General features: G+C 69.0%; 23 protein-coding genes. 16 read left to right on the forward strand and 7 right to left on the reverse strand.

Annotated elements, in window-relative coordinates:
• Positions 1 to 16: 16 nt before the first annotated feature.
• On the reverse strand, positions 17 to 1,240 hold the full coding sequence (locus G6N49_RS22375; RefSeq protein WP_011854269.1) for an alpha/beta hydrolase: 1,224 nt from the start codon (positions 1,238 to 1,240) through the stop codon (positions 17 to 19).
• 160 nt (positions 1,241 to 1,400) lie between these two features.
• Here G6N49_RS22375 and G6N49_RS22380 point away from each other — a divergent pair, with 160 nt between their 5' ends.
• The gene (locus G6N49_RS22380) at positions 1,401 to 3,569 is read left to right on the forward strand and encodes an acyl-CoA dehydrogenase family protein (protein WP_064915815.1); all 2,169 of its coding nucleotides are present in this window, start codon (positions 1,401 to 1,403) and stop codon (positions 3,567 to 3,569) included.
• Between the two features lie 105 nt (positions 3,570 to 3,674).
• A complete protein-coding gene (locus G6N49_RS22385; RefSeq protein WP_011854267.1) occupies positions 3,675 to 4,580 on the forward strand; it encodes an alpha/beta hydrolase in 906 nt (301 codons plus the stop codon).
• Here the strand turns inward: G6N49_RS22385 and G6N49_RS22390 are convergent.
• Entirely contained in the window at positions 4,577 to 6,109 is a 1,533-nt protein-coding gene (locus tag G6N49_RS22390) for an APC family permease (protein ID WP_011557626.1), read from the reverse strand. The two genes, G6N49_RS22385 and G6N49_RS22390, sit on opposite strands and share 4 nt — an antisense overlap.
• A gap of 150 nt (positions 6,110 to 6,259) precedes the next feature.
• Here G6N49_RS22390 and G6N49_RS22395 point away from each other — a divergent pair, with 150 nt between their 5' ends.
• The 10 genes from G6N49_RS22395 (at position 6,260) to G6N49_RS22440 (ending at position 14,182) form a co-directional block, all read left to right on the forward strand.
• Entirely contained in the window at positions 6,260 to 7,537 is a 1,278-nt protein-coding gene (locus G6N49_RS22395; RefSeq protein ID WP_011854265.1) for a class-III pyridoxal-phosphate-dependent aminotransferase, read from the forward strand.
• 83 nt (positions 7,538 to 7,620) lie between these two features.
• Positions 7,621 to 9,141 carry an aldehyde dehydrogenase family protein gene (locus tag G6N49_RS22400; protein WP_083044527.1) on the forward strand — a complete coding sequence of 507 codons (1,521 nt, stop codon included), beginning with the start codon at positions 7,621 to 7,623 and terminating at the stop codon, positions 9,139 to 9,141.
• A 3-nt stretch (positions 9,142 to 9,144) separates the two neighbouring features.
• Positions 9,145 to 9,750 carry a BMC domain-containing protein gene (locus G6N49_RS22405; RefSeq protein WP_011854263.1) on the forward strand — a complete coding sequence of 202 codons (606 nt, stop codon included), beginning with the start codon at positions 9,145 to 9,147 and terminating at the stop codon, positions 9,748 to 9,750.
• Positions 9,747 to 10,271, forward strand: coding sequence for a hypothetical protein (locus G6N49_RS22410; RefSeq protein ID WP_064915813.1), 525 nt, complete (start codon positions 9,747 to 9,749; stop codon positions 10,269 to 10,271). The genes G6N49_RS22405 and G6N49_RS22410 overlap by 4 nt, the downstream gene beginning before the upstream one ends.
• On the forward strand, positions 10,268 to 10,522 hold the full coding sequence (locus G6N49_RS22415) for a EutN/CcmL family microcompartment protein (protein ID WP_011557621.1): 255 nt from the start codon (positions 10,268 to 10,270) through the stop codon (positions 10,520 to 10,522). The genes G6N49_RS22410 and G6N49_RS22415 overlap by 4 nt, the downstream gene beginning before the upstream one ends.
• Positions 10,523 to 10,545: 23 nt before the next feature.
• The gene (locus tag G6N49_RS22420) at positions 10,546 to 10,827 is read left to right on the forward strand and encodes a BMC domain-containing protein (RefSeq protein ID WP_011557620.1); all 282 of its coding nucleotides are present in this window, start codon (positions 10,546 to 10,548) and stop codon (positions 10,825 to 10,827) included.
• 44 nt (positions 10,828 to 10,871) lie between these two features.
• Positions 10,872 to 11,525: a microcompartment protein gene (locus G6N49_RS22425; protein ID WP_011557619.1), complete on the forward strand. Its 654-nt coding sequence runs from the start codon at positions 10,872 to 10,874 to the stop codon at positions 11,523 to 11,525.
• Entirely contained in the window at positions 11,525 to 12,517 is a 993-nt protein-coding gene (locus G6N49_RS22430; protein WP_064874940.1) for a phosphotransferase enzyme family protein, read from the forward strand. Before G6N49_RS22425 ends, G6N49_RS22430 begins: the two co-directional genes overlap by 1 nt.
• A 34-nt stretch (positions 12,518 to 12,551) precedes the next feature.
• Entirely contained in the window at positions 12,552 to 13,331 is a 780-nt protein-coding gene (fabG, locus tag G6N49_RS22435; protein WP_011854261.1) for a 3-oxoacyl-ACP reductase FabG, read from the forward strand.
• Between the two features lie 68 nt (positions 13,332 to 13,399).
• Positions 13,400 to 14,182 carry a GntR family transcriptional regulator gene (locus G6N49_RS22440; protein ID WP_083044526.1) on the forward strand — a complete coding sequence of 261 codons (783 nt, stop codon included), beginning with the start codon at positions 13,400 to 13,402 and terminating at the stop codon, positions 14,180 to 14,182.
• On the opposite strand, the gene G6N49_RS22445 is transcribed toward G6N49_RS22440, so the two are convergent.
• Positions 14,179 to 14,967: an SDR family NAD(P)-dependent oxidoreductase gene (locus G6N49_RS22445; RefSeq protein WP_064874946.1), complete on the reverse strand. Its 789-nt coding sequence runs from the start codon at positions 14,965 to 14,967 to the stop codon at positions 14,179 to 14,181. The genes G6N49_RS22440 and G6N49_RS22445 overlap by 4 nt on opposite strands.
• Before the next feature lie 120 nt (positions 14,968 to 15,087).
• Between G6N49_RS22445 and aceA the strand changes: the two genes are divergently transcribed.
• Both aceA and G6N49_RS22455 read left to right on the forward strand, forming a co-directional pair.
• Positions 15,088 to 17,400 (forward strand): isocitrate lyase ICL2, encoded by a 2,313-nt coding sequence (aceA, locus tag G6N49_RS22450; protein WP_064915812.1) that lies wholly within the window; start codon positions 15,088 to 15,090, stop codon positions 17,398 to 17,400.
• Between the two features lie 109 nt (positions 17,401 to 17,509).
• Positions 17,510 to 18,382 (forward strand): potassium channel family protein, encoded by an 873-nt coding sequence (locus tag G6N49_RS22455; RefSeq protein WP_011854257.1) that lies wholly within the window; start codon positions 17,510 to 17,512, stop codon positions 18,380 to 18,382.
• Between the two features lie 10 nt (positions 18,383 to 18,392).
• On the opposite strand, the gene G6N49_RS22460 is transcribed toward G6N49_RS22455, so the two are convergent.
• The 3 genes from G6N49_RS22460 to G6N49_RS22470 form a co-directional block, all read right to left on the reverse strand.
• Complete coding sequence (locus tag G6N49_RS22460; protein ID WP_083044525.1) at positions 18,393 to 19,688, reverse strand: amidohydrolase family protein; 1,296 nt, start codon at positions 19,686 to 19,688, stop codon at positions 18,393 to 18,395.
• Complete coding sequence (locus G6N49_RS22465; RefSeq protein ID WP_083044524.1) at positions 19,682 to 20,788, reverse strand: CoA transferase; 1,107 nt, start codon at positions 20,786 to 20,788, stop codon at positions 19,682 to 19,684. Before G6N49_RS22465 ends, G6N49_RS22460 begins: the two co-directional genes overlap by 7 nt.
• A 92-nt stretch (positions 20,789 to 20,880) precedes the next feature.
• Positions 20,881 to 21,876, reverse strand: coding sequence for a MaoC family dehydratase (locus G6N49_RS22470; RefSeq protein ID WP_083044523.1), 996 nt, complete (start codon positions 21,874 to 21,876; stop codon positions 20,881 to 20,883).
• Between the two features lie 65 nt (positions 21,877 to 21,941).
• Between G6N49_RS22470 and G6N49_RS22475 the strand changes: the two genes are divergently transcribed.
• Both G6N49_RS22475 and G6N49_RS22480 read left to right on the forward strand, forming a co-directional pair.
• Entirely contained in the window at positions 21,942 to 23,099 is a 1,158-nt protein-coding gene (locus tag G6N49_RS22475) for an acyl-CoA dehydrogenase family protein (RefSeq protein ID WP_011854253.1), read from the forward strand.
• 9 nt (positions 23,100 to 23,108) lie between these two features.
• Complete coding sequence (locus G6N49_RS22480) at positions 23,109 to 23,846, forward strand: GntR family transcriptional regulator (protein ID WP_083044522.1); 738 nt, start codon at positions 23,109 to 23,111, stop codon at positions 23,844 to 23,846.
• Between the two features lie 50 nt (positions 23,847 to 23,896).
• Here the strand turns inward: G6N49_RS22480 and G6N49_RS22485 are convergent, their stop codons facing one another.
• Positions 23,897 to 24,718: a helix-turn-helix transcriptional regulator gene (locus tag G6N49_RS22485; protein WP_179967781.1), complete on the reverse strand. Its 822-nt coding sequence runs from the start codon at positions 24,716 to 24,718 to the stop codon at positions 23,897 to 23,899.
• Between the last annotated feature and the right edge of the window lie 40 nt (positions 24,719 to 24,758).

Consider the following 24,758-nt stretch of genomic DNA (forward strand, 5'->3'; position numbering starts at 1 on the left):
CTCCTGCTCGAGGCGTCTATATAACCTCTCGCGCGCCGACCAGGGTACGGTTCTTGTGAATCTGGTTGAGGAACAACCCGATTGCGGTGGCCATCGACCCCGTGCGGGCGCCGTCGATCATGTCGAACCCGTGCCCGGCACCCGGCAGTTCCATATAGCTGACCACCGACCTCGACTTGGCCTTGAGTTTGTCGACGAAGCTGCGGGCCTGCCACACCGGGATCACGCTGTCACCGCTGCCGTGGATCACCAGGAACGGCGGCGCCTCGGAGTGCACCTGCGCCATCGGCGATGCCTTGCGGAACAGTTCGGGATGCCGAGAGATCTTGCGCCTCACCACGACCCGTTCGAGGAAGTCGACGAAGCGGGCCCGCTCGGCGGTGGACCGGTCCTCCCAGTCGTAGCGGCCGTAGATGCCGACCACCGCGTCCACCGAGGTGTCCGACCCCTCCGGCAGCTCACACTGCATCTCCGGGTCGTTGATCGTCAGGCCGGCCAGCGCGGCGAGGTGGCCACCGGCCGATGCGCCGGCGATCGCCACGAAGTTGCGGTCACCGCCGAACTTGTCCACGTTGGCGCGCGCCCACGCGATCGCGGTCTTGACGTCGTGCAGGTGGGCCGGCCACGGATTGTGCGGTGCCACCCGGTAGTCGATGGACAGGCAGACCCATCCCATCTCGGCCAGGTGCGACATCATCGCGTACCCCTGCAGCAGGCGGCTGCCGTGCACCCACGCGCCGCCGGGGACGAAGACCAGCACCGGGGCGGGTTCGGCCGGCAGCTCCTTCGGGCGCCACACATCGAGCAGCTGCGAGGGCAGCGGCCCATAGCGCACCGAGGACTTGTGCACGTTGCGGCGGTGTTCGAATGTCTTCCACAGCGGCGGCACCTTCTCGGGCGCCGGCCAGTCGATCGCGAGGTCGGACGCGGGGACGACCCCGCGCAGCGCCTGATGCGAGACCTCGTGGGTCATATCGCGCTCACGCTGGCGAACTTCGGCATTTCCGGGGTCGAACCACGACTTCGCCGACGCCGAGAGCAACTCCGGCATCTGCCGGTAACCCCACACGCCCATCGCGGCGAGCGCGCCGAGGGGTTCGAGGTGTTTGCCGATGACCGGCAGCGAAGCCGAGGCCACGCTCATCGCGAGCATGTGGTCAGCTGGTTTGGCGTTGAGTAACCACCTTGCGCGGGACCACAATGTCGGACCGGGGTACCGGGTGTCCGGTCGTACCGTCATGGCGCGACTGTACCCCCGTGGCGAATCCCCAAACGACAAGATCTCGAACTTGTCTACCCATCATTTCGACAGCGATTTTGTAACGTCGCTCACACCTTCGCTGACCGGCGGTTATGGGTTAGCGTCAGCCGAAAGGCCAAAAAAACTCGAAGGACGCACCGTGCGCAAATCCGCTCTGGCGATCACCGACGACCACATCGCGCTCGCCGAATCCGCGCAAGGCCGGCTGGACCGATCGGGGTCACGGGCCGCCGCCAGGGCCACACTCGAGGACGGCCCGGCGCACCCGGCCGACCTGTGGCGGGCCGCCGCCGACCTGGGATGGCACGGTCTGGCGGTCGCCGAACAGTTCGGCGGAGCCGGTTTCGGCCTCTCGGAGTTGGCGGTCGTGCTGGAGATGCAGGGCCGCGACCTCACACCGGGACCGTTCCTGCCGTCGGTGGCGGCTTCGGTGGTGCTCGACCGGTGCGCGGGCGACGACGTGCGGGCCGAGCTGCTGCCCGGGCTGTCGAGCGGCGCCACCGTCGCGGCGCTTGGCCTGACCGGCACGCTGACGGTGGGTGCCGACGGATCGGTGACCGGCAAATGCCCCGCGGTGCTCGGCGCACCCGACGCCGACCTGCTGGTTCTCGTGGCAGGCGAGGACGTGGTGGTGCTCGACGCGAAGGACGCCGGCGTCACCGTCACCGCGCTGGACGGGATCGACACCACCCGCAGCATCGGCACCGTCGCCGTGCGTGACGTCCATGTGCCTGCCGGACGGGTACTGACCGGGGCGGCGCGGCGGGCTCAGACGGTGTTCCGCATCCTCGGCGCGGCCGAGGCGGCGGGTGTCGGGTGGGCGTGCCTGGACATGGCCGTCGAGTACGCGAAGGTGCGTGAACAGTTCGGCCGCACCATCGGCACCTTCCAGGCCGTCAAGCACCACGCGGCGAACATGCTCGTCGACGCCGAGCAGACCACCGCGGCGGTGTGGGACGCCGCGCGGGCCGACGACCTCGACAGCGCGTGGTTTCCCGCCGCGGTCGCCGCATCGCATGCCATCCGGGCGTCGGTGTTCCTGGCGCAGAACAACATTCAGCTGCACGGCGGCATCGCCTTCACCTGGGAGCACGACGCCCACCTGTATCTGCGGCGGGCACGCTCACTGGCCGCGCTGCTGGCCGACGGCACCGATCCGCTGGTCGACATCGTCGAAGCGCAGCGCAGCGGTCGGGCGCGCGGCGCCTCCTTCGCGCTGCCCGCCGAGGCCGACGAGTACCGGGCGGCCGCGCGTGCGGCCGCCGCAGAATGGGCCGCGCTGCCGCCGGACCGCCGGCGCGACTTCCTCGTCGACTCGGGATATCTGGTGCCGCACTGGCCGAAACCGTGGGGCCGGGCCGCCGGGACGCTCGAACAGCTCGTCATCGAGGAGGAGTTCCGCGATGTCGACATCCCCGATATGGGAATCACCGGATGGGTGACGCTGACGATCGCCCAGGCCGGCACGGACGATCAGCGTGAGCGCTGGGTGGAACCGGTACTGCGCGGTGAGGTGATGTGGTGCCAGCTGTTCTCCGAACCCGGCGCCGGATCGGATGCGGCGGCGGTGCGGACCGCCGCCAAACGCGTCGACGGCGGCTGGCGGGTGACCGGGCAGAAGGTGTGGACGAGCCTGGCCCACCTGTGCCAGTGGGGTCTGGCCACGGTGCGCACCGATCCGGACGCGCCCAAACACGCCGGGGTGACGATGATGGCCATCGACATGTCCGCCGACGGTGTGACGGTCAACCCGCTGCGCGGCCTCACCGGCGACTCCCACTTCAACGAGGTGTTCTTCGACGACGTGTTCGTGCCCGACGCCGACGTGGTCGGTGACGTGAACAAGGGCTGGCTGGTGGCCCGCGCGACGCTGGGCAACGAGCGAATCTCGATCGGCGGCGGCTCCGGTGCGCCGACCGGGTTCTCGGCCGACGACCTGGTGGCACTGCTCGACAGCGCACCCGCCGACGTCGCCGCCGCGCACGTGCGGCGCGCCGGTGCGGTGATCGCCGAGGCCCATACGCTGCGGCTGCTCAACCTGCGCCGGGCCAGCCGGGCCATCGCCGGTGCCGAACCGGGACCCGAGGGCAACGTCACCAAACTCCTGGTCGCCGAACAGTGCCAGCGGCAGACCGAACTGGGGATGGACCTGGCGGGTACGGCCGCCGTGGTCGGGGGTGCTCCGACCTTGACCCGCGCGTATCTCGGCAACCGGGCGATGACGATCGCCGGCGGCACCTCGGAGATCACCCGCAACACCATCGCCGAACGCATCCTCGGCCTGCCCCGCGATCCGCTGCTGAAGTAACCCGCCCGCTTTCCGCCGAGACTGCGGGGAGATCACGATTCGCGCGCCGGATGCGATCTCCCCGCAGTCTCGGCGCGTCTGCTTGCGTGCGGTATTACTGGTCAGATGCCGAACACGCACATCCACGCGTTCCACCCCGACCTGCGCAGCGTCGCCCGCTACATCCCGCGACAGGTGATCACCCCGGTGACGCTGCCGGTGGTGCGGATGGTGACGAGGCTGCAGGGCAAGCGCACCCCGAAGGACATCGAGGAGCTCACGCTGTCCTCGGGCGTGCGGGTCCGGCTGTTCCGCCCGACCGGGGTGCCGGTCCCGGCGCCCGCGCTGCTGTGGATCCACGGCGGCGGCTACGTCATCGGCACGGCCGCACAGGACGACGAACTGTGCCGACGGTTCTGCCGGGAACTCGGGATCACCGTCGCCTCGGTGGATTACCGGCTGGCGCCCGAACACCCCTACCCCACCCCGGTCGAGGACTGCTACGACGCGTTGACGTGGATGGCCCGGCTGCCGGCGGTGGACCCGAAGCGGGTGGCGATCGGCGGGGCCAGCGCAGGCGGCGGGCTGGCCGCCTCACTGGCCCTGCTCACCCGCGACCGCGGTGAGATCGAGCCGGTGGCACAGCTTTTGGTGTATCCGATGATCGACGACCGCACCGTCGAGCGCCAGGGCCTGGACCACCCCGGCCACCGGCTGTGGAACCAGGCCAGCAACAAGTTCGGCTGGTCGGCCTATCTCGGTGACGCCGATCCCGACGTCGCGGTGCCCGCCCGCCGGGAGGATCTGGCGGGCCTGCCGCCCGCGTGGGTGGGTGTCGGCACCCTGGACCTGTTCCACGACGAGGATCTGGCGTACGCCGAGCGGTTGCGGGCCGCCGGCGTGCCGTGCCAGGTCGAGGTGGTCCAGGGTGCCTTCCACGGATTCGACGGAGTCCTGCCGAAGGCCGACGTGTCGCGGGCGTTCTTCCGAAGCCAGTGCGACACCCTCCGGCAGGCCTTCGCCTCCGGTTAGTCCCGAATCTCGCTGTCGTCGTAGACGATCCGCCCGATCAGGTCGTAGCGGCGGGCGTCACGGTACTTGAAGTACGTGGCCATGGCCGCCCCGAAGACGAAGATCGCCACCACGATCCACGGCGTCAGCTTGAACAGCAGGGTGCCCGACGCGGTCCCTGCCGCCGACTCCTTGTGTTCCCACAGCAGGTAGACGACGTAGAGCATGCCGATGCCGCCCATCAGCGGAGCCAGGAACGTCTTGAACCAGTGTGCGCTGGACGGGTGTTCCTTGTGGAAGTGGAAGTAGGCGATCACCGCGAACGCACACAGCGACTGCACGATCAGGATGGCCATGGTGCCCAGGATCGCCAGCAGCGTGTACATGTGCACGTACGGATCCATGCCCGCGGCGAAGAACCCGAGGACCAGGATCAGCGCGATACCGCTCTGCACGAACGACGCGATGTAGGGCGAACCGTGCTTGTGGTGGGTGGCGCCCAGGGTCTTCTGCAGGCCGCTCGACAGACCCTCACGCCCGAGTGCGTACAGGTAGCGGGAGGCACAGTTGTGGAAGGCCATACCGCAGGCGAACGAACCGGTCACCAGCAGGATGTTGAACAGCGTGATCGCCCACTCGCCGTAGGTGCTGCGCACCGGGCCGAAGAAGATCTCCGACGACGTGTCGGCGTCCTGCGCGAGTTCCAGCGCCTTTGAGGGGCCGGTGCCCGCGATCGCCATCCACGACACGAACACGTAGAACAGGCCGACGCCCAGAACCGCGATCATGGTGGCGCGCGGGATGATTCGCTTCGGGTCCTTGGACTCCTCGCCGTACATGGCGGTGGACTCGAAGCCGACCCACGACCAGAACGCGAAGAACAGGCCGAGGCCCGCGCTGGCGCCGGCGATCGCGGCCGGGGTGAACGCGCCGATCGGGTTCAGCGTCTCGGCGACGACGAAGCCCTCCGGGCCGCCGCCCTGGAACAGCACGGCGAGTGCACCGAGGGCGAGCATGACGATCTCGGTGACCAGGAAGACACCGAGCACCTTCGCCGTCAGGTTGACGTCGAAGTAGGTCAGGATCGCGTTGAGTGCCAACATGAGCAGCGCCGGGATGATCCAGTGGACGTCGACGCCGAACTGCGACGACAGGAAGTTCTTGAAGAAGAACGCGAAGATGCCGATCAGCGACGCCTCGAACACGATGTAGGCCATCGTGATCAGCAGCCCGCTGGCCATCCCGACGATGCGGCCCAGCCCGTGGGAGATGTAGCCGTAGAAGGCGCCGGTGGCGGTGATGTGCTTGGCCATGGTCGCGTAGCCGATCGCGAACAGCCCGAGCACGATGGTCGCGACGAGATAACCCGCCGGCGCGTGCGAACCGTTTCCGAAGCCGACGGCGATCGGGACGTTGCCGACCATTGCGGTGATCGGCGCTGCGGTGGCTACCGCCATGAAGATCACGCCGAGTGTCCCCACGGCGTTCCGCTTCAGTCGTTGCACGCCTTGAGCTGGTGTTTTCTGTGGTGTAACGGCTTGATCCGCCATATACGGGATGCCTTCCTGCTTGCCAAGGGGAGGTCTGTGTGGGCTGAACCACATCGGGACCGCTACGTATATTGGCACTACCAATAGGTCCCCGCAACAGGAACGGCGAACCATTGACATAAATGGTTGCGACCTTTTACGGTGGGCCGCGTGTACGACTACGGCACGTTCTCGTTCGAGTCCAAGACTCAGGTGCTGGACCGGGCGAAGGCGTTCTGGAATCCGGACAAGACGCAGTTCTGGACAGACGCCGGCGTCGACCTGGTGATCGACCGCAGGGAGGACTACTTCCTGTGGGACATGGGCGGTCGCCGGCTCATCGACATGCACCTCAACGGCGGCACCTACAACCTCGGGCACCGCAATCCCGAAGTCATGCAAGCCGTTTCGCAGGGCATGGAGATCTTCGACGTCGGTAACCACCACTTCCCGTCGGTGGCGCGCACCGCGCTGGCCCAACGCCTGGTGGAGACCGCACCCGCTTCGATCAGCAAGGTGGCCTTCGGCTCCGGCGGCGGGGAGGCGATCGACATCGCGCTCAAGAGCGCCCGCCACGCCACCGGACGCCGCAAGATCGTGTCGATCATCAAGGCCTACCACGGCCACACCGGCCTGGCGGTCGCGACCGGTGACGAGCGCTTCGCCAAACTGTTCCTCTCCGACCGGCCCGACGAGTTCATCCAGGTGCCGTTCGGCGACGTCGCCGCGATGGAACAGGCGCTCAAAGGCAACGACGTCGCAGCGGTCATCATGGAGACCATCCCCGCGACGTACGGATTCCCGCTTCCCCCACCGGGTTACCTCGAAGCGGTCTACGCCCTGACCCAGAAGTACGGCTCCCTCTACATCGCCGACGAGGTCCAGACCGGGCTGATGCGCACCGGCGAACTGTGGGCGATCACCAAACACGGCATCGAACCGGACATCCTCGTCACCGGTAAGGGACTCTCCGGCGGCGTGTACCCGATCACCGCGGCGCTGCTCGGTGACCGGGCCGCCCAGTGGCTCGACCAGGACGGCTTCGCCCACATCTCCACCTTCGGCGGCGCCGAACTGGGTTGTGTCGCAGCGATCAAGACCCTCGAGATCACCACCCGGCCCGAGGTGCGGTCGATGGTGCACTACATCGCCGACATCTTCGACAACGGACTGCGCCGCATCCAGGCCGACTATCCGGACTGGTTCATCGGGATCCGGCAGAACGGGGTCGTGATCGGGCTGGAGTTCGACCACCCCGAGGGCGCCAAGTTCGTGATGCGTGAACTCTACGAGAACGGCGTGTGGGCGATCTTCTCCACGCTCGATCCCCGTGTGCTGCAGTTCAAACCGGGTCTGCTGCTCGGCCGTGACCTGTGCGAGGACGTACTGGACCGGCTGGAGGTCGCGGTGGGCCGGGCGATGACGGCGGCCAGGAAGGGACGACCGTGAGCGAGATAGCGTCAGGGCGAGCGGAGCGACGGGAGATAGCGTCAGGGCGAGCGGAGCGACGGGAGATAGCGTCAGCCGGCCACATGCTCGAGCGCGCCCGATGGGCGGCACGGGCATACGCCGACTACGACCAGGCCGCCGTTTCGGCCATCACCACCGCCGTCGCCGACGCCGCGTACGGCGCGGCCGAGCGGTTCGCCGCCGAGGCCGTCGCCGAGACCGGGATGGGCGTCGTCGCCGACAAGGTGATCAAGAACCGGGCCTGCTCCCGCGGCATCCTGGACTACTACCGCGGACAGGACTTCGTCTCCCCGCGGGTGGATACGGTCAACAAGATCGTCGAGATCCCGCGGCCGGCAGGCGTGGTGCTGGCGCTGACCCCCACGACCAACCCCGTCTCGACGGTGTACTTCAAGGTGCTGCTGGCCCTGATGACGCGCAACGCCGTCGTCGTCGCACCGCATCCGCGGGCCAAACAGTCTTCGGCCGATGCCGCCCGCCTGCTCGCCGACGCCGCCGTCGCGGCGGGTGCCCCCGACGGCATCGTCCAGGTGGTCGAGGAACCGTCGATCCCACTGGTCGAGGCGTTGATGGCCGATGAGCGCACCGACGTCATCGTCGCCACCGGCGGCACCGGTGTGGTGCGGGCCGCGTACTCGTCGGGCACCCCGGCACTCGGTGTCGGACCGGGCAACGTGCCCGTACTCGTCGACGCCAGCGCCGACATCACCGCGGCCGCCAAGCGCATCGTCGACAGCAAGGCGTTCGACAACTCGGTGTTGTGCACCAACGAGTCGGTGTTGATCGTCGAGGACTCGGTCGCCGATGCACTGCGCTCGGCGATGACCCGCGCCGGTGCGCACATCCTCGACGCCGACGCCACAGAACGCCTGCGCGCCTACATGTTCGCCGACGGTCACCTCAACACCGACGTGGTCGGGCGCGACGCCGCGTGGATCGCCGGGCAGGCCGGGATCCGGGTGACACCGAAGACGCGCGTGCTCGTCGCCCCGTTCGACCACGTGATCAGCGAGGAGATGCTCGCCCACGAGAAGCTCTCGCCGGTGATCGGGATGACGACGGTGCCCGATGCCGCGCGCGGCATCCGCGCCGCCCGCGCGGTGGTGCGCATCGGCGGCGCCGGCCACTCGGCGGCCATCCACAGCGAAAATGCCTCTGTCATCACCGAATTCGCCACCCAGGTGCCGGTGCTGCGGGTGTCGGTCAACGTCGGCAACAGCACCGGCAGCTCGGGCCTGGAGACCAACCTGGCACCGTCGATGACGATCGGCACCGGCTTCGTCGGCCGCAGCTCCATCGGTGAGAACCTGCGCCCCGACAACCTGATGAACTGGGCCCGCATCGCCTACAACAGTGCGCCCGGGGTGGCCATGCCGAGCTTCGCGGGCATCGACCCGTGGCGTTCACCGGCCGGACCGGTGCCCGAATATCCCTGCGCCTCCAACGATCGCGGCGCACCGCCGGTGTCCCCGTCACGCAGCGCCCCGGCGGCACGCCGCGCGGCCGACCCGAGCATCGAGGCCCTGCGTGCCGAACTGCGGGCGCTGGTCGTCGAAGAGCTCGCACAACTGATCAAGAGGTGACCCGTGGCTGAACTGCGTTCCTTCATCTTCATCGATCGGCTTCAGCCGCAGACGATGTCGTACCTGGGCACCTGGATCAAGGGCGCCCTGCCGCGGGCGAACATGGCCGCCCAGATCATCGAGGTGGCCCCGGGGCTGGACATCGAGGGCATCACCGACGTGGCGCTCAAACACGCGGAGGTCAAGGCCGGGATCCTCGTGGTCGAGCGGCAGTTCGGCTATCTGGAGTTCCACGGTGAGACGGGCGCGGTGAAGGCCGCCGCCGACGCCGCGCTCGAATCCCTGCACCAGGAGGCGGATTCGGCGGTGCGGCCGACGATCCTGGCGTCGCGCATCATCTCCAGCATCGACCACCAGCACGCCTTCCTGATCAACCGCAACAAGATCGGCTCGATGGTGCTGGCCGGTGAGTCGCTGTTCGTTCTCGAGGTCGCCCCGGCGTCGTACGCGATCCTGGCGACCAACGAGGCCGAGAAGGCCGCCGACATCAAGGTCGTCGACTTCCGGATGATCGGCGCGACCGGACGGGTCTACCTGTCGGGCACCGAGGCCGACATCCGCCAGGCCGCCGAGGCGGCTCGGGACGCCCTCGCCCGGAGCACCGTGTGAGCACGATCGACCGTGCCGAATTACGCGCCCTGGTGCGGGAAGTCGTCCGCGAGGCGGTCAAGGACGTCGCCGTGAAGAACGGTGACGCCCCACCGAAGGCCGCACCCGCGCCCGCGGCGCCGCCTCCGCCACCACCCGTGCAGACGGTGGCCGATCAGTTCGGGGTCACGCCCAGCGGCCCGCTGGCCGCCGACGGCAAGCACCGCGCCGAAGCCGTCCGCCTGACCAACGACCGCGAACTCGACGCGTTCGTCCGCGCACTGCTCAAACTCTTCGAGAACCCCAAGAGCCGGGCAGATCTCAAGGCGGGCCGGCTGACCTTCCGGCTCGCCGGGGCCCCGACCGGCGGCCGCGGACAGACCCAGCGCATCGACAGCGGCGCCGTCACCGAACGGCACATCGCCGACGTCGCGGCCGCGGGCGCCGCACTGGTGCTCGGACCCCGTGCGGTGCTGACACCGCTGGCACGCGAAAAGGCCAGGGCACTCGGGGTGTCCATCGAGAAGGAGAAGCGCAGATGATCGCCGCGACCGTGACCGGAAACGTGTGGTCCACCCGCCGGATCGAGGGCATACCGGCCGGCGCCTTCCTCGAGGTCGAGGTCGACGGCTCCGGCAGCCGGATGATCGCCTTCGACGTGCTGGGCACCGGGCTGGGCGAACGGGTGCTGATCGCCCAGGGTTCGGTGGCCGCCAACTGGTTCACCGGCACCCCGCCGCCCGTCGACGCACTGATCATCGGCTCCATCGACGACCCCAGCTCCACGAGTTAGCCAAGAGATAGAGGAGAAGAACAATGCCCAGCAACGCAATCGGTCTCATCGAGACCAAGGGTTACGTGGCGGCGCTGGCCGCGGCCGACGCCATGGTGAAGGCGGCCAACGTCACCATCACCGATCGCCAGCAGGTCGGCGACGGGCTCGTCGCCGTCATCGTCACCGGCGAGGTGGGTGCGGTCAAGGCCGCCACCGAGGCCGGTGCGGAGGCGGCGTCGCAGGTCGGTGAACTCGTCAGCGTCCACGTCATCCCGCGGCCGCACAGCGAGCTCGGCGCACACTTCGCCGTCAACGCCCAGTAATTCGCCTGCCGCACCCAGCACCCATCTCGAAGGAAGTGACGGCCATGCCCGCGACGGCATCGGGGACGCGCACCGACATCCGCGTCTACCTGCTGGTGGAGGATCTGCAACGGCAGTTCGCCGCCTACCTCGGCACGCCGACCCGCGCCAGGGGGTACCCGCCCTACGAGGGTGAGCACGCACTCATCGTCGAGGTGTCCCCGGCGCTGGCCATCGAGCGGGTGATCGACCTGGCGCTGCGCGAGGTACCGGGTATCCAGCCCGGAATCCTCTACGTGGAGCGGCAGTTCGGTGTGCTGGAGATCCACTCGGCCAGCCTGTCCGACGTCCGCCGGGCCGGGGAGGCGATCCTCACCGGAACCGGTAACAAGGCCAGTGACCAGTTGCGGCCGCGGGTGCTCTACCACGACATCATCACCGACATCACCGATCAACACGCGGTGATCCTCAACCGCAACCGGCAGGCGTCGATGATCCTGCCGGGGCAGTCGCTGCTGGTGTACGAGATGACACCGGCGCTGTTCGCGGCCGTGGCGGCGAACGAGGCCGAACGCGCCGCGCCGGGGCTTACGGTGGTCGACGTGCAGATGATCGGTGCGGCCGGCCGCCTCTACATCGGTGGCTCGGTCGCGGATGTGACCACCGCGCGGGACCGCATCACCTCCGTACTCGCCGCGATCGAAGGACGCGATCACTGATGGGGGAGGTCATCGCCGACGACGTCGAGGTCGCGGAGCGGGCGCTGGCCGATTACGACCTGCCGGCGAACTCGACCCTGCGCCTGCTGAACCTGTCGGAGAACGCCACCTACCTGGTGGAGTGCGAGGACGACCAGAGCTGCTCGATCCTGCGGGTGCACCGCCAGAACTACCACCGCCCGCACGAGATCGAATCCGAACTCGACTGGCTCGAGGCGCTGCGCCGGGACAGCGACGTCACGGTGCCGACGGTGCTGCCCACCCGCGACGGCCGACGGGTGGTGACCGTCGACCACAACGGAACCGCGCGCCACGTCGTCCATTTCGGCATGGTCGGCGGCGCCGAACCCGATGAGGGATCGGTGACGCTCGACGACTTCCGCACACTCGGCGCGATCACCGCATCGCTGCACGACCACTCCCGGTCGTGGACCCGGCCCGCCGGGTTCGAGCGGTTCGCCTGGGACTGGGAGCACTGCCTGGGCTCCGAACCCCGTTGGGGCCGTTGGCATGACGCCGAGGGCGTCGGACCCGAGGAACGGCACCTGCTCGACCGCGCGCAGGACCTGCTGCGTCAGCGGCTGGCCGACTACGGCAGTGGACCGGACCGCTACGGGCTGATCCACGCCGACCTGCGGTTGGCCAACCTGCTGGTCGATCCGCCGACGATCACGGTCATCGATTTCGACGACTGCGGATTCGGTTGGTTCTTCTACGATTTCGGCACCGCGGTGTCGTTCATCGAGGACGATCCGGCACTGCCCGAGTGGCAGGCCTCCTGGGTGGAGGGCTACCGCAGCAGGCGCCCGATGACCACCGCCGACGAGGACATGCTGGCCTCGTTCGTCTTCCTGCGGCGGCTGCTGCTGCTGGCGTGGATGGGCACCCACAGCCACTCCAAGGAATCCAAGACCAAGGCGATCAGTTACGCGGCGGGCAGTTGCGCACTCGCCGAACGCTATTTGAGCACCAACGGTCGCCGGCTCGCCTGACCACCCCAACCCCTCCCAACCGCATAGGACACACATGTTCACCTCACTGCAGGGCCGCTCCGCGATCGTCACCGGAGGTAGCAAGGGCATCGGCCGGGGAATCGCCGAGGTCTTCGCCAATGCCGGCGTCGACGTCGTGGTCACCGGACGCAATCAGGCCGACATCGACGCGACGGTCGCCGATCTGGGCGGGAAGGCCGGCAAGGTCAGCGGGCTGGCCGCCGATGTGGCGGATCCGGCCGACTGCCGCCGCGTGGTCGACACCGCCGTCGAACGCCACGGTGGGCTCGACATCGTCTGCGCCAACGCCGGGATCTTCCCGTCCGGACGGCTCGAGGAACTCACCCCTGAGGACATCGAGCAGGTCCTCTCGGTCAACTTCAAGGGCACCGTGTACATCGTGCAGGCCGCGCTCTCTGCACTGGCGGCCAGCGGACACGGCCGCGTCATCGTCACCTCCTCGATCACCGGACCCGTCACGGGATATCCCGGCTGGTCGCACTACGGGGCGAGCAAGTCCGCGCAGCTCGGTTTCATCCGCACCGCGGCAATGGAGCTGGCGCCCAAGCGGATCACCATCAACGCGGTGCTGCCCGGCAACATCATCACCGAGGGCCTGGTCGACATGGGCGAGGACTACATGAACCAGATGGCCGCGGCGATCCCCGCCGGGCGGCTGGGCAGCGTGGCCGACATCGGCAACGCCGCGCTGTTCTTCGCCACCGAGGAGGCCGGTTACATCACCGGCCAGAGCCTCATCGTCGACGGCGGGCAGATCCTGCCCGAGTCGCATCAGGCGATCGCCGAGTTGTAACCGCACCGGCCGACGGGGGGCCGCTAGAATTGGTTCTACCAAATCACCGCGACACGGGAGGTCAGCCGGTGGCGACGCACAGCGAAGAGTTGCGGCGCCGGATCGTGGCCGACATCAACGCCGGCGTCCCCGGTGCGAAACTGGGCAGCGAACGCGACCTCGCCGAGCGGTACGGGACCAGCCGGTCGAGCCTGCGGCAGGTGTTGGCCGCCCTCGAAGAGGCCGGCATGGTGCACCGGGTGATCGGGCGTGCGGGCGGGATCTTCATCAGCCACGGTCAGGTCGAGCGCAACCTCGCCGATGTCGTCGGCGTACCGGCGTTCCTGGCCAATCAGGGATACGTCGCCGGCACCCGGGTGCTGTCGACGAAGATCGCCCCGGTCGACGACGCCACCCAGGCCGCGTTGCGGCTGCAGCCCACCGATTTCGTGGTGGAGATCCAGCGGCTCCGCCTGGCCGACGGATCGCCGATCTCGCTGGAACTGGCCCAGTTTCCCGCCGACGCGTTCCCGGGACTGCTCGAACAGCAACTCGGCGGATCCATCTACGAGGTGCTCGAGAACCGCTACGGCCTGGTGCCGGGGCGGGCCGACGAGCGCATCGAGGCGGTCAACGCCACCACCACCGAAGCGTCGCTGCTCGGGGTGAAACCGAAATCGGCACTGCTGCTGATCACCCGGGTCACCTACGACAGCGACGGGACGCCGTGCGAGTTCTCCCGCGACCTGTTCCGCGGCGACCGCATCTACCTCGCCGTCACCGCACAGGGCAGGGGCATCGGCAAGGGGCTCGGCAGCGGACCCGACACCAACACCGCGTCGGTCAGACTGCAGAGCCAGCTCGCCGTCTAACGCTGACCGGACGCCTTCATCAGCTGTTCGGAGACCATCGCGAGCACCGGACGCGGCGCGATCCGGTAGCCGAGGGCCAGGATGCGGTTGTGCAGACCGGACACCACCGTCGGGAAGGGGCGGTCGAGTGCCTTGAGCGCGGTGTCGACGACCTGCGCCGAGCTCTGACGGCCACGCGTCATGAAGCTCTTTCCGGTGCGGTCGAAGAACTCGGTCTCGGTGGCGCCCGGACACAGCGTGAGCACCTTGACCCCCGAGCCGCGGGTCTCCTGCCACAGCGCCTCGGAGAACGACAGCACGAAGGCCTTGGTGGCGCCGTACACCGCCATGCTGGGCACGGGCTGGAAACCGGCGGTCGACCCGACGTTGAGGACCACCCCGCGTTTCGCGGCGATCATCTCCGGCAGAAAATAGCCGGTCAACTCGACCAGCGTGACGCAGTTCAACTGGATCTGCGCGGCGTTGGCCGCCGGGTCCTGTTCGGCGAAGCTGCCGTGCAGACCGATGCCGGCGTTGTTGATCAGCACATCCACCCGGCGGCCGAGGGCGTCGACCTGCTGGGCGAGCGCGGCGGCCGCGCCCGGCACCCCCAGATCGGCCGACAGCACGTCGATGTCGATCCCGGGATGGCGTTCGAGCAACCTGCCGCGCAACTCCTCGAGCCGTTCGGTGCGCCGCGCGACGAGGATCAGGTTGACCCGGTCGGCGGCCAACCGCGTGGCGAACTCCTCGCCGATGCCGCCGCTGGCGCCGGTGACGAGTGCGGTGTATCCGGTGAGCTTCACTGTCGGAACCTCATCATCGTTGGACCTTCATTGGTCCAACGTAACCACCGGAGCGCACCGACCGTCGTATCGTCGGGCAGATGAAGGTTTCCGGCTCGCGCGCCGGAACGGAACTGCTCGATGAGGAGCGCCACGGTGACCACCCACGCTGAATCCAAGACCGGCACGTCATTCGACCAAGAGGTCGCCGAGACGCAGCGCTATCTCGACAGCCCCCGGTTCGAGGGCATCACCCGCCTCTACACCGCCCGACAGGTCGTCGAACAGCGCGGGACGATCCCCGTCGACCACACCGTGGCCCGCGAGGCGGCGACGGCGTTCTACCCGCGCCTTCGAGAACTGTTCTCCCAGGGCAAGAGCATCACGACCTTCGGCCCCTACTCCCCCGGGCAGGCCGTGACCATGAAACGGGCCGGCATCGAGGGCATCTACCTGGGCGGCTGGGCCACCTCCGCCAAGGGGTCCACCGACGAGGACCCCGGTCCCGATCTGGCCAGCTATCCGCTCAGCCAGGTGCCCGACGAAGCCGCCGGTCTGGTGCGCGCACTGCTCACCGCCGACCGCAACCAGCACTACCTTCGGCTGCGGATGAGCGAGGAGCAACGGGCGGCAGCGCCGCCTCCCGTCGACTTCCGGCCGTTCATCATCGCCGACGCCGACACCGGACACGGCGGTGATCCCCACGTGCGCAACCTGATTCGACGGTTCGTCGAGGCCGGCGTGCCCGGGTACCACATCGAGGACCAGCGCCCCGGCACCAAGAAGTGCGGACATCAGGGCGGCAAGGTCCTGGTGCCGTCGGACGAGCAGATCAAACGCCTCAACACCGCCCGGTTCCAACTCGACATCATGGGCGTACCGGGCATCATCGTCGCCCGCACCGACGCCGAGGCCGCCAACCTGATCGACAGCCGCGCCGACGAACGCGATCAACCCTTCCTGCTCGGCGCGACGAATCTGTCCATTCCGTCGTACAAGTCGTGCTTCCTGGCGATGATGCGCAGCTTCCACGACGCGGGCGTCACCGCACTCAACGGCCACCTGCTCTACTGGCTACCCGACGGCGAGTACGAGACCGCGCGCGCCTGGCTGGAACGCCACGGTATCGCCGACGTCATCGCCAAGGCCGTCGAGCAGTGGCGTTCCGACGGCGACCCGAGCAACGACGCGCTCTACGACGACGTCGAATCGCAGTTCATCGCGGCCTGGGAGGAGGACGCCGGGCTGAAGACCTACGCCGAGACGGTGGCCGCCCGCCTCGAGTTCGCCGAGGGTGACGGCGAGGCGTACGCGATGGGTGTCGACGAGTGGACGCAGTTCGCCAAGCGGGCGTCGCTGTACACCGCCGGCAAGAAGGCCAGGGAGTTGGGCGTCGACGTCGACTGGGACTGTGAGCTGGCGAAGACCCCGGAGGGGTATTACCAACTGCGCGGCGGCATTCCGTACGCGATCGCCAAACAACTGGCCGCCGCACCGTTCGCCGACATCCTGTGGATGGAGACCAAGACCGCCGACCTCGCCGACGCCAGGGAGTTCGCCGAGGCCATCCACGCCGAGTACCCGGACAAGATGCTCGCCTACAACCTGTCGCCGTCGTTCAACTGGGACACCACCGGTATGACCGATGACGAGATGCGGGCGTTCCCCGAGGAACTCGGCAAGATGGGCTTCGTCTTCAACTTCATCACCTACGGCGGACACCAGGTCGACGGGGTGGCCTCCGAGGAGTTCGCCACCGCCCTGCGGCAGGACGGCATGCTCGCGCTGGCCCGTCTGCAGCGCAAGATGCGGCTCGTCGAATCGCCCTACCGCACACCGCAGACGCTCGTCGGCGGGCCGCGCAGCGACGCCGCCCTGCTCGCCTCGTCCGGCCGCACCGCCACCACCAAGGCGATGGGCAAGGGCTCCACACAGCATCAGCACCTGGTGCAGACCGAGGTGCCCAAGAAGCTGCTCGAGGACTGGCTCGCGATGTGGAGTGAGCACTATCAGCTGGGCGAGAAGTTGCGGGTGCAGTTGCGGCCCCGTCGCGCGGGCGGTGAAGTGCTCGAACTCGGTATCTACGGGGAGCGCGACAGCGGCGAGGAGAAACTCGCCGACGTGCTGGTCGACCCGATCAAGGACCGGTACGGCCGCAGCATCCTCACGGTGCGCGACCAGAACACCTATGCCGAGAAGCTGCGCAAGAAGCGGCTGATGACGCTGGTCCACCTGTGGCTGGTGCACCGATTCAAGGCCGACGCGGTGTACTACGTGACACCGACCGACGACAACGTCTACCAGACCGAGAAGATGAAGTCGCACGGCATCTTCAGCGATGTGCACAAGGACGTCGGGGAGATCATCGTCGCCGAGGTCAACCGCGCGCGCATCGAGGAGCTGCTGGCCCCCGACCGGGAGGCGCTCGGCCGGCTGATCCGCAAGGAAGACTGACCCCGCGCGCGGCCTCGGCGCATCCGCCGACGCGGTGCGCGTCGGCGTGGGCTTGGATGGACGGGATAGCGACGCGGACACCGGCCCCGCCGTAGAGGAGACGCCGTACATGGAGTGGACAGCCACGGTGGCCGGCATCGCGCTCATCGCCGTCATCGTGCGGGACGTGTTCCACACGCTGTTCCATCCGATCGGCCACGGCAGTATCGCGCCGACGGTGATGAAGCTGATCTGGCGGCTGCTGGGTCTCCTACCGCCTCAGCGCCGGATCGCCTCGCTGACCGGGCCGCTCGGCATCGCCATGGTCGTGCTCGCCTGGGGTGTCATCGCCGTCGCCGGCTGGACGCTCATCTACTGGGCGCAGATGCCCGAGGGTTTCGCGTACGGCACGGAGCTGGATCCGAATGAGCGGCACGACATCGTCGACTCGCTGTACCTGTCGCTGGTGACCATCGGCACACTCGGGTTCGGCGATGTCGTACCGACGTCGGTGACGCTGCGGCTGGCCGCCCCCATCGAGGCGCTCTTCGGTTTCATGCTGCTCACCGCCGCCGTGTCGTGGGTGCTCGAGATCTACCCGGCGCTGCACCGCCGCCGCGTGCTGGCACTGCAGTTGTCGACGCTGCGGCGGGCGCGGGAGGGCGATCCCGTGCTGCCGATCGACAGTGTCCCCGTCGAGGTCCTCACCTCGCTGGCGGCGGGCATCGTCGAAGCGCGAAACGACTTCACCCAGTACAGCGCCACCTACTACTTCCGCGACCTGGAAACCGATGCGTCCCTGGCAGCTTCACTGGAGTACGCGACCCAGCTCGCCGCCGAGGCGATGGCCAGCGCACAGGATCACGTCCGGACGGCGGGGCGGCTGATGAAGATCGCCGTCGACAGCCTCGCCGAACTGCTCGACCAGGAGTTCCTGCAGCTCGGCGGTGACACGGATGCCGTCGTACAGGCCTACGCGGTCGATCACCGGCACATCAACTGACGCGGGCGGGTCACTCACGGCCCGGCGCCCACACCGGCTCACCACCGACGATGGTCGCGCGCACCCGGTCACCGTCGAGCTCCGCCAGCACCTCGTCCGGTGAACCCTCGACGATGCACAGGTCACCCGGTTCACCGGGAGCGACGGCGCGCGGTGTCGTCGGCGAGTCGGCGGAGCCGCAGAACAGGGCCAACGCCGTTGCGGCGTCGACACGTTCGGTGGTGCCGAGTGGCGCACCGGACGGGGTGCGACGGTGCACGGCCGCACGCATCGCCGCCCACGGGTCACCGTCACCGAACGGCGTGTCGGTGGAGAATGCCACGCGCACATGCGCTTTCAGCAGGCTTCCGACACGCCACAGTTCCCGGTGTTCGGGTGCGGGCACGTCGGCGCGGTACTGATCACCGCGTTCGGCCACGAAGTTCGGCTGCGTCACCACCGTCACACCGAGTTCCACGAGATCGGGTATGCAGTCGTCGGGGACGACGGCGGCGTGTTCGATCCGGTCGCCGGGTTGGGCCCCCGCGATGCGCAGCGCGGCGATGGTGACGACGAGTTGGGCGGCGGTGACGCAGTGCACCGCCACCGGTGTGCCGCCGTCGTGCCGGTCCTTCATCCAGGCCACCAGTTCATCGAGGTCGAGCGCGTCATCGTGCAGGATCCGCTTACCCGGCGCGAGGACGTGGAGGCGTTGCGCGATCTCGCCGCTCCAGTCCCCCACCGTGGTGACATCGAGATCCGGTGTGGCATCGGTGATCCCGGTGACCCCGCGGCGCGCCAGGGCTCTGCTGAACTCACCCAGCGGGACCTGCCTGCGCTCGAGTTCGGCGCCCCACCCCGCGTCGGCGCTGCGCAACCTGCCGTCGGGATGCCCGCTCAGACCGAGCCGGGTCAGCCCGGCCGAGTTGAGCGTCCACAGCACCCCGCTGCGGTGTTGCACGCGCACCGGCACGTCGGGCCTCAACGTGTCGAGCAGTGCGCGGTCCAGGGGTCCGGCGACCGCCTCGTGGTAGCCGACCGCGCGGATCCAGCCGTCCTCGCCCGGTGTTGCGCTTCTCAACGCCCGCAGGAGCCGGTCTCGGTCCCCCACGTCGGCCGGTCCGACCCGCACCGAGCCCAGCGCCGCCGCCGCGGCATGCACGTGGACGTGGTGGTCGTGCAACCCGGGGATCACCGTCGCCCCGGCGGCATCGAGCACCGTTTCGCCTCGCTCGGGGACCAGGCTGTCGGCGACATCGCGGATCCGTTCCGCCGTCCGGATGTCGACCCGTGTCCCGTCGAGCAAGGTAGCCCGTCGAATCAGCATGCGGCCAAACGTCTTTCCACCAACGCGCGTACGGTGGCGTTGTCCGCGCCCAGATGCGCGGCGGGTGGACCCAGGGCCGGCGCACGGGCCGCCACTTCGGCGGTGCCCTCGTCGGGCAGCGCGGCGTAGCCCGCCGCGACGGCGGCCATCGACACCTCGACGAGTTCCCCGCCGCCCCGGTGCAGCGACTCGACCACGGCGTGCATCGCCTCCAGACCGGTGAGCGGGTCGGCGATCGCGTCACCGACGAAGACCGGACCGTCGGCGGCCGCACCCACCAGACCGCCCGCCACGGCGGCGTCGTCGCCGAACGCCACCCAGTCGGCGCGTTCCGCCACGGTGCCGTGCCCGGTGATCCGCACCCACACGCGGCCGTCGCGCGCGGGGACGACATCGGGCCCGAGGCCGCGCCGGGCCAACGCGGCGGGCCGGGACCCCTCGATCACCATGTCCGCGGCCGCGAGTAATGCGCCCAGTTGCGTGGCGTCATCGAAATCGACGGTGATGCAGTGCTTTCCGCCGTTCATCCAGTCGAAGAACTCGGGCGATCCGCGCCGGGTGCCGTCCGGGCGGGCCAGGCTCTCGACCTTGACGACCGTCGCGCCGGCCCGGACGAGCATGCGGCCGAGCAGCGGTCCGGCCCACATCGATGCCAACTCGATCACCAGCAGATCCGTCCACGGGCGCGGCGGCGCCTGGGTGGTGATCCGCTGGACGACGGGTTGCGCGGGCGCCGCCTCGGCGAGCATCGCGGCGGGCATCCCGAGCAGACGGGCCCGCGCGACGGCGGTATCCGCGGAACGGTCGGCCAGCCAGTCGCCGATGGCCGGCCATGGGTCGGCGTCGATGTGGTCGGCCTCGAGCAGGGCCGGTACCGCGGCGAGATCGTCGGGGCGGGACAGGGTCAGCGCGCACCACCCGTCGCGCGCCCGCAACAGCCGCGACGCCCCGCCCGCCGACATCCGGCCCGGCGCGGGCAGGTCGAGCAGCGCGGCACGGCCCGTCAGCAGTTCGGGGATGTCGACGTCGACGGGCAGGCCCGCGGCGACGCGTGCGGCACGCGCGAGCACCGCGGCCGGGATCGCGAACGCTGACACCACCTCATTGTCCCGCGTGCCCGGCCCACCGCCGCGAGCAGACGCAAAAGTCCCTCAAATGGCCCGAAATGGGGCACATTTGTGTCTGCTCGCGGTCAGAAGTGCAGCGCCGAGAACTTCCAGTCCAGCACCTGGCGATCCTCCTGCTCGTCGACGGCGTACACCCGCGACCGCAGGTTCAGCACGCCACCACGCCCATCGGGTAGCGGCGTCGCGCCGTCGACGTGCAGGGCGCTGTAGAGCGTGTCGCCCTCGTACACGGGGCCGGTGTGATCGCACGACTCCCATGCCCGCACCGTCGCCAGATCCGGCAGCAGACGCGTCGCCTGCGAGAGCGCCAGCCCGATGGTGTGTCCGCCGTAGACCAGCCGCCTGCCGCCACCGACCCGCGAATCGTGATGTGTGGCAGCGATGTTGAGGGTGAGCCGGGCCAGCTCCGGCGCGCTGGTGACCACGTCGGCGGTGCTGTGCAGCACCGTGCCGGCCAGCCCGGCGTCGAACGACGACCGCACCCGGCTCCGCCAGGCCTGCGCATCCCACGCGGCGGTCGGGTCGGGTGCCGAGGCGTCGGCGCCGATGGCCGACAGGTCGTCGGCGTGTCCGGTGTCGGCGGCGCCGTCCCGCAGCGGCAGCATCGCGCAGCGGTGGAAGTCGAGCACCAGCCGGCCGAGTTGGTCGACGGTGGTCATCCGCAACGCCGCCAGACCGGTCCGGGGGCGGCCCGGTTTCACCGAGTTCTGTTTGAGCCCCACCACCTCGGTGCGGGTGAACAGGCTGTCGCCGAGGACGGGATAGCGGTGGAACGCCAGGCCGCGGTAGAAGAGGTTGGCCCTGACCCGCTGGGTCACCAGCGTCGACTGACCGATCGCCACATCGCACACCAGTCCCGGATGCGCCAGTGGGCTGGTCGAACCGGTGACCGCGGCGGCGAGTTCCCCGTCCAGCGCCAGTCGCAGGCGGTCGCCGAGGATCGACTGGTGGACGGCGGCGGCACCGGCCGACAGCGTCATGGTCGGGGCCGAGTCGAACACCTGCCCCACCGCAAGGTCGTCGAAGTAGGGTCCACCCACGATTTGGCCGTACAAAGTCACAGGCTCACATGCTGGCAGCGAGCCGTTCGCTGTGTCAATATGGCCGTACATTTACAAGGGGATCCATGAGCCGGTTGAGTGAAGAAGAGACCATGCTGGTCGAGACGGTCCGCGCGTTCGTGGACCGTGACGTCAAACCGACCGTGCGCGAGGTCGAACACGCCAACGAGTATCCCGAGGCGTGGATCGAGCAGATGAAACGCATCGGCATCTACGGGTTGGCGATCCCCGAGTCCTACGGCGGCTCGCCGGTGTCGACCGCCTGCTACGTCGAGGTCACCCAGGAGCTCGCGCGCGGGTGGATGAGCCTGGCGGGTGCGATGGGCGGACACACCGTCGTCGCCAAACTGCTGACCCTGTTCGGCACCGAGGAGCAGAAGCGCGCCTACCTGCCCGGGATGGCCACCGGCGAGATCCGCGCCACGATGGCGCTCACCGAACCCGGCGGCGGCTCCGACCTGCAGAACATGACCACCACGGCCCTGCCCTGCGAGGGCGACGGGCTGGTGGTCAACGGCTCGAAGACGTGGATCTCCAATGCGCGCCGGTCCGGGCTGATCGCGCTGCTGTGCAAGACCGACCCCGCCGCCACGCCCCGGCACAAGGGCATCTCCGTGGTGCTCGTCGAACAGGGCACGACGGGGCTGTCGGTCTCCCGCGACCTGCCCAAGCTCGGCTACAAGGGCGTCGAGAGTTGTGAGCTCGTCTTCGACGACTGCCGGGTGCCCGTCACCGCGATCCTCGGCGGCGAGCCCGGCCGGGGCTTCGCGCAGATGATGAAGGGCCTCGAGACCGGCCGCATCCAGGTCGCCTCGCGGGCGCTGGGGGTGGCGACGGCCGCGCTCGAGGATGCGCTGCGCTACGCACAGGAGCGCGAGAGCTTCGGCCAGCCGATCTGGAAGCACCAGTCGATCGGAAACTACCTGGCGGACATGGCGACCAAACTGACCGCCGCCCGCCAGTTGACCCGCTACGCCGCCGAACGCTACGACAGCGGTGAGCGCGCCGACATGGAGGCCGGGATGGCCAAGCTGTTCGCCTCCGAGGTGGCGATGGAGATCGCGCTCAACGCCGTCCGCATCCACGGCGGATACGGCTACTCCACCGAATACGACGTCGAGCGTTACTTCCGCGACGCCCCGCTGATGATCGTCGGCGAGGGCACCAACGAGATCCAACGCAACGTCATCGCCGCCCAACTGGTCGCTCGCGGCGGGATCTAGGAGCTCCCGATCAAACCCGAGCCGGCGTACCGGTCGCTGCGCGAGCAACTGCGCGGCGAGATCGCCGCAGGCCGCTACCGCGGCGGGCTCCGACTGCCCACCGAATCCGAACTCGTCACCCGACACGGCCTTTCGCGCCAGACGGTGCGACGGGCCTTCCAGGACCTGGTGGCCGAGGGGGTCGTGTACCGGGTTCCCGGCCGGGGCACCTATGCGCGGGAGACCGGACGCTATCTGCGTCAACTGGGTTCCATCGAGGACCTGATGAGCCTGTCGCAGGACACCACGATGGAGGTGCTCCGGGGGCTGACGCGGCGGGTCGACATCCAGGCGGCGAGCCGGCTGCGGCTCGACGACGACGTCGTGCACACCGTGGTGTTCCGCAGGCTGCACGGACCACCGGGCCAGGGTGTGCCGTTCGTGTCGACGACCGTGCACCTGCCCCCGTCGATCGCCCGCCACATCGCCGGCGACAACGCACTGCAGACCGGCGCGGTGAGCACCCACACCGTCATCGGTCTGCTCGAACCACACCTCGACGCGCCCATCGCCCAGGCGGCACAGTCGATCACCGTCGCGCCCGCCGACGAGGCCGTCGCAGGGGCGGTGGGCTGCGCCGAGGGGCATCCGATGCTGCGCGTCGACCGGCTCTACTCCGACGATGCGGATCGGCCCGTCGAGCTGTCGGTCAGCCACTTCCTGCCAGAGCAGTACACCTACCGGGTGACGTTGCGCCGCTCGGGTTGAGGCGATTTCGGCGTGACTGGTCGCGCTGAGCGCGACTGCGCACGCCGAAATCACTGAGTGGCGGCCGTGGCGGCGATGCTGCCGAGCAGTTTGAGCGCATCGGCGCCGGGGCTGTCCGGTGCGGCGTCGTAGACCACGAGTTCCTGGCCCGGTGCGGAGCGCACGTCGAAGGTCTGCATCGTCAGCTCGAGCACACCGACCTCCGGATGACGGAACGTCTTGCTCGTCAACGACTTCCCGCGGGCGTCGTGCCGCTCCCACAGTGCACGGAACTCGGCACTGTCATTCAACAGCTCGGCGAGGACCGTCTGCACGCGTGGGTCCGCCGGGGCGGCGGCGTGGTTCAACCGGAACCCCGCGACGGCGTTCTCCGCGACGTCCTGCCAGTCGACGTAGAACTCGCGGGCGCGGGGCTCCCCGAACGCCAGCAGCATCAGGTTCTCGCCGGCGCCGAAGTCACCGAAAAGTGCCTGCGCCAACGGGTTTGCGGCCAGCACGTCGTAGGCGCGGTTGTAGACCAGCGCGGGGTTGTCCGGCCAGGCCGCCATCAGCCGCGACAATGCCGGGTCGACGCGGTCCGGCGTCTTCGCGACGTCCAGCCGCGGTGCCAGACCGGCCAACCGGAAGAGGTGGCGGTGGCCGTCGTGGTCGAGGCGCAACGCCGCGGCGAGGGCGTCGAGGACCGGCGCCGACGGGGAGCGCTCCCGGCCCTGTTCCAACCGTACGTAGTAGTCCACGCTGAGCCCGGCCAGCCAGGCCACCTCTTCGCGGCGCAGACCCGGCACGCGCCTGGTACCCGTGGCGACCAGACCCGCGTCACGCGGCTGCACCTGACCCCGGCGGCTGCGCAGATAGTCACCGAGTTCGGCCATTTCTCCACGATAAGGGCGCGACGGGGCCGGTGCCTGGGTG

The sequence above is a fragment of the Mycolicibacterium monacense genome, assembly GCF_010731575.1.
Lineage (GTDB): Bacteria > Actinomycetota > Actinomycetes > Mycobacteriales > Mycobacteriaceae > Mycobacterium > Mycobacterium monacense.

Excerpts from the sequence above, each read along its gene's own strand:
- G6N49_RS22460 (WP_083044525.1), bottom strand. The coding sequence starts at position 19,688 with ATGCTGATTCGACGGGCTACCTTGCTCGACGGGACACGGGTCGACATC.
- aceA (WP_064915812.1), top strand. The coding sequence starts at position 15,088 with ATGAGGAGCGCCACGGTGACCACCCACGCTGAATCCAAGACCGGCACG.
- fabG (WP_011854261.1), top strand. The coding sequence starts at position 12,552 with ATGTTCACCTCACTGCAGGGCCGCTCCGCGATCGTCACCGGAGGTAGC.
- G6N49_RS22375 (WP_011854269.1), bottom strand. The coding sequence starts at position 1,240 with ATGACGGTACGACCGGACACCCGGTACCCCGGTCCGACATTGTGGTCC.
- G6N49_RS22415 (WP_011557621.1), top strand. The coding sequence starts at position 10,268 with ATGATCGCCGCGACCGTGACCGGAAACGTGTGGTCCACCCGCCGGATC.
- G6N49_RS22385 (WP_011854267.1), top strand. The coding sequence starts at position 3,675 with ATGCCGAACACGCACATCCACGCGTTCCACCCCGACCTGCGCAGCGTC.
- G6N49_RS22455 (WP_011854257.1), top strand. The coding sequence starts at position 17,510 with ATGGAGTGGACAGCCACGGTGGCCGGCATCGCGCTCATCGCCGTCATC.
- G6N49_RS22425 (WP_011557619.1), top strand. The coding sequence starts at position 10,872 with ATGCCCGCGACGGCATCGGGGACGCGCACCGACATCCGCGTCTACCTG.
- G6N49_RS22430 (WP_064874940.1), top strand. The coding sequence starts at position 11,525 with ATGGGGGAGGTCATCGCCGACGACGTCGAGGTCGCGGAGCGGGCGCTG.
- G6N49_RS22485 (WP_179967781.1), bottom strand. The coding sequence starts at position 24,718 with ATGGCCGAACTCGGTGACTATCTGCGCAGCCGCCGGGGTCAGGTGCAG.
- G6N49_RS22475 (WP_011854253.1), top strand. The coding sequence starts at position 21,942 with ATGAGCCGGTTGAGTGAAGAAGAGACCATGCTGGTCGAGACGGTCCGC.
- G6N49_RS22420 (WP_011557620.1), top strand. The coding sequence starts at position 10,546 with ATGCCCAGCAACGCAATCGGTCTCATCGAGACCAAGGGTTACGTGGCG.
- G6N49_RS22390 (WP_011557626.1), bottom strand. The coding sequence starts at position 6,109 with ATGGCGGATCAAGCCGTTACACCACAGAAAACACCAGCTCAAGGCGTG.
- G6N49_RS22400 (WP_083044527.1), top strand. The coding sequence starts at position 7,621 with ATGCTCGAGCGCGCCCGATGGGCGGCACGGGCATACGCCGACTACGAC.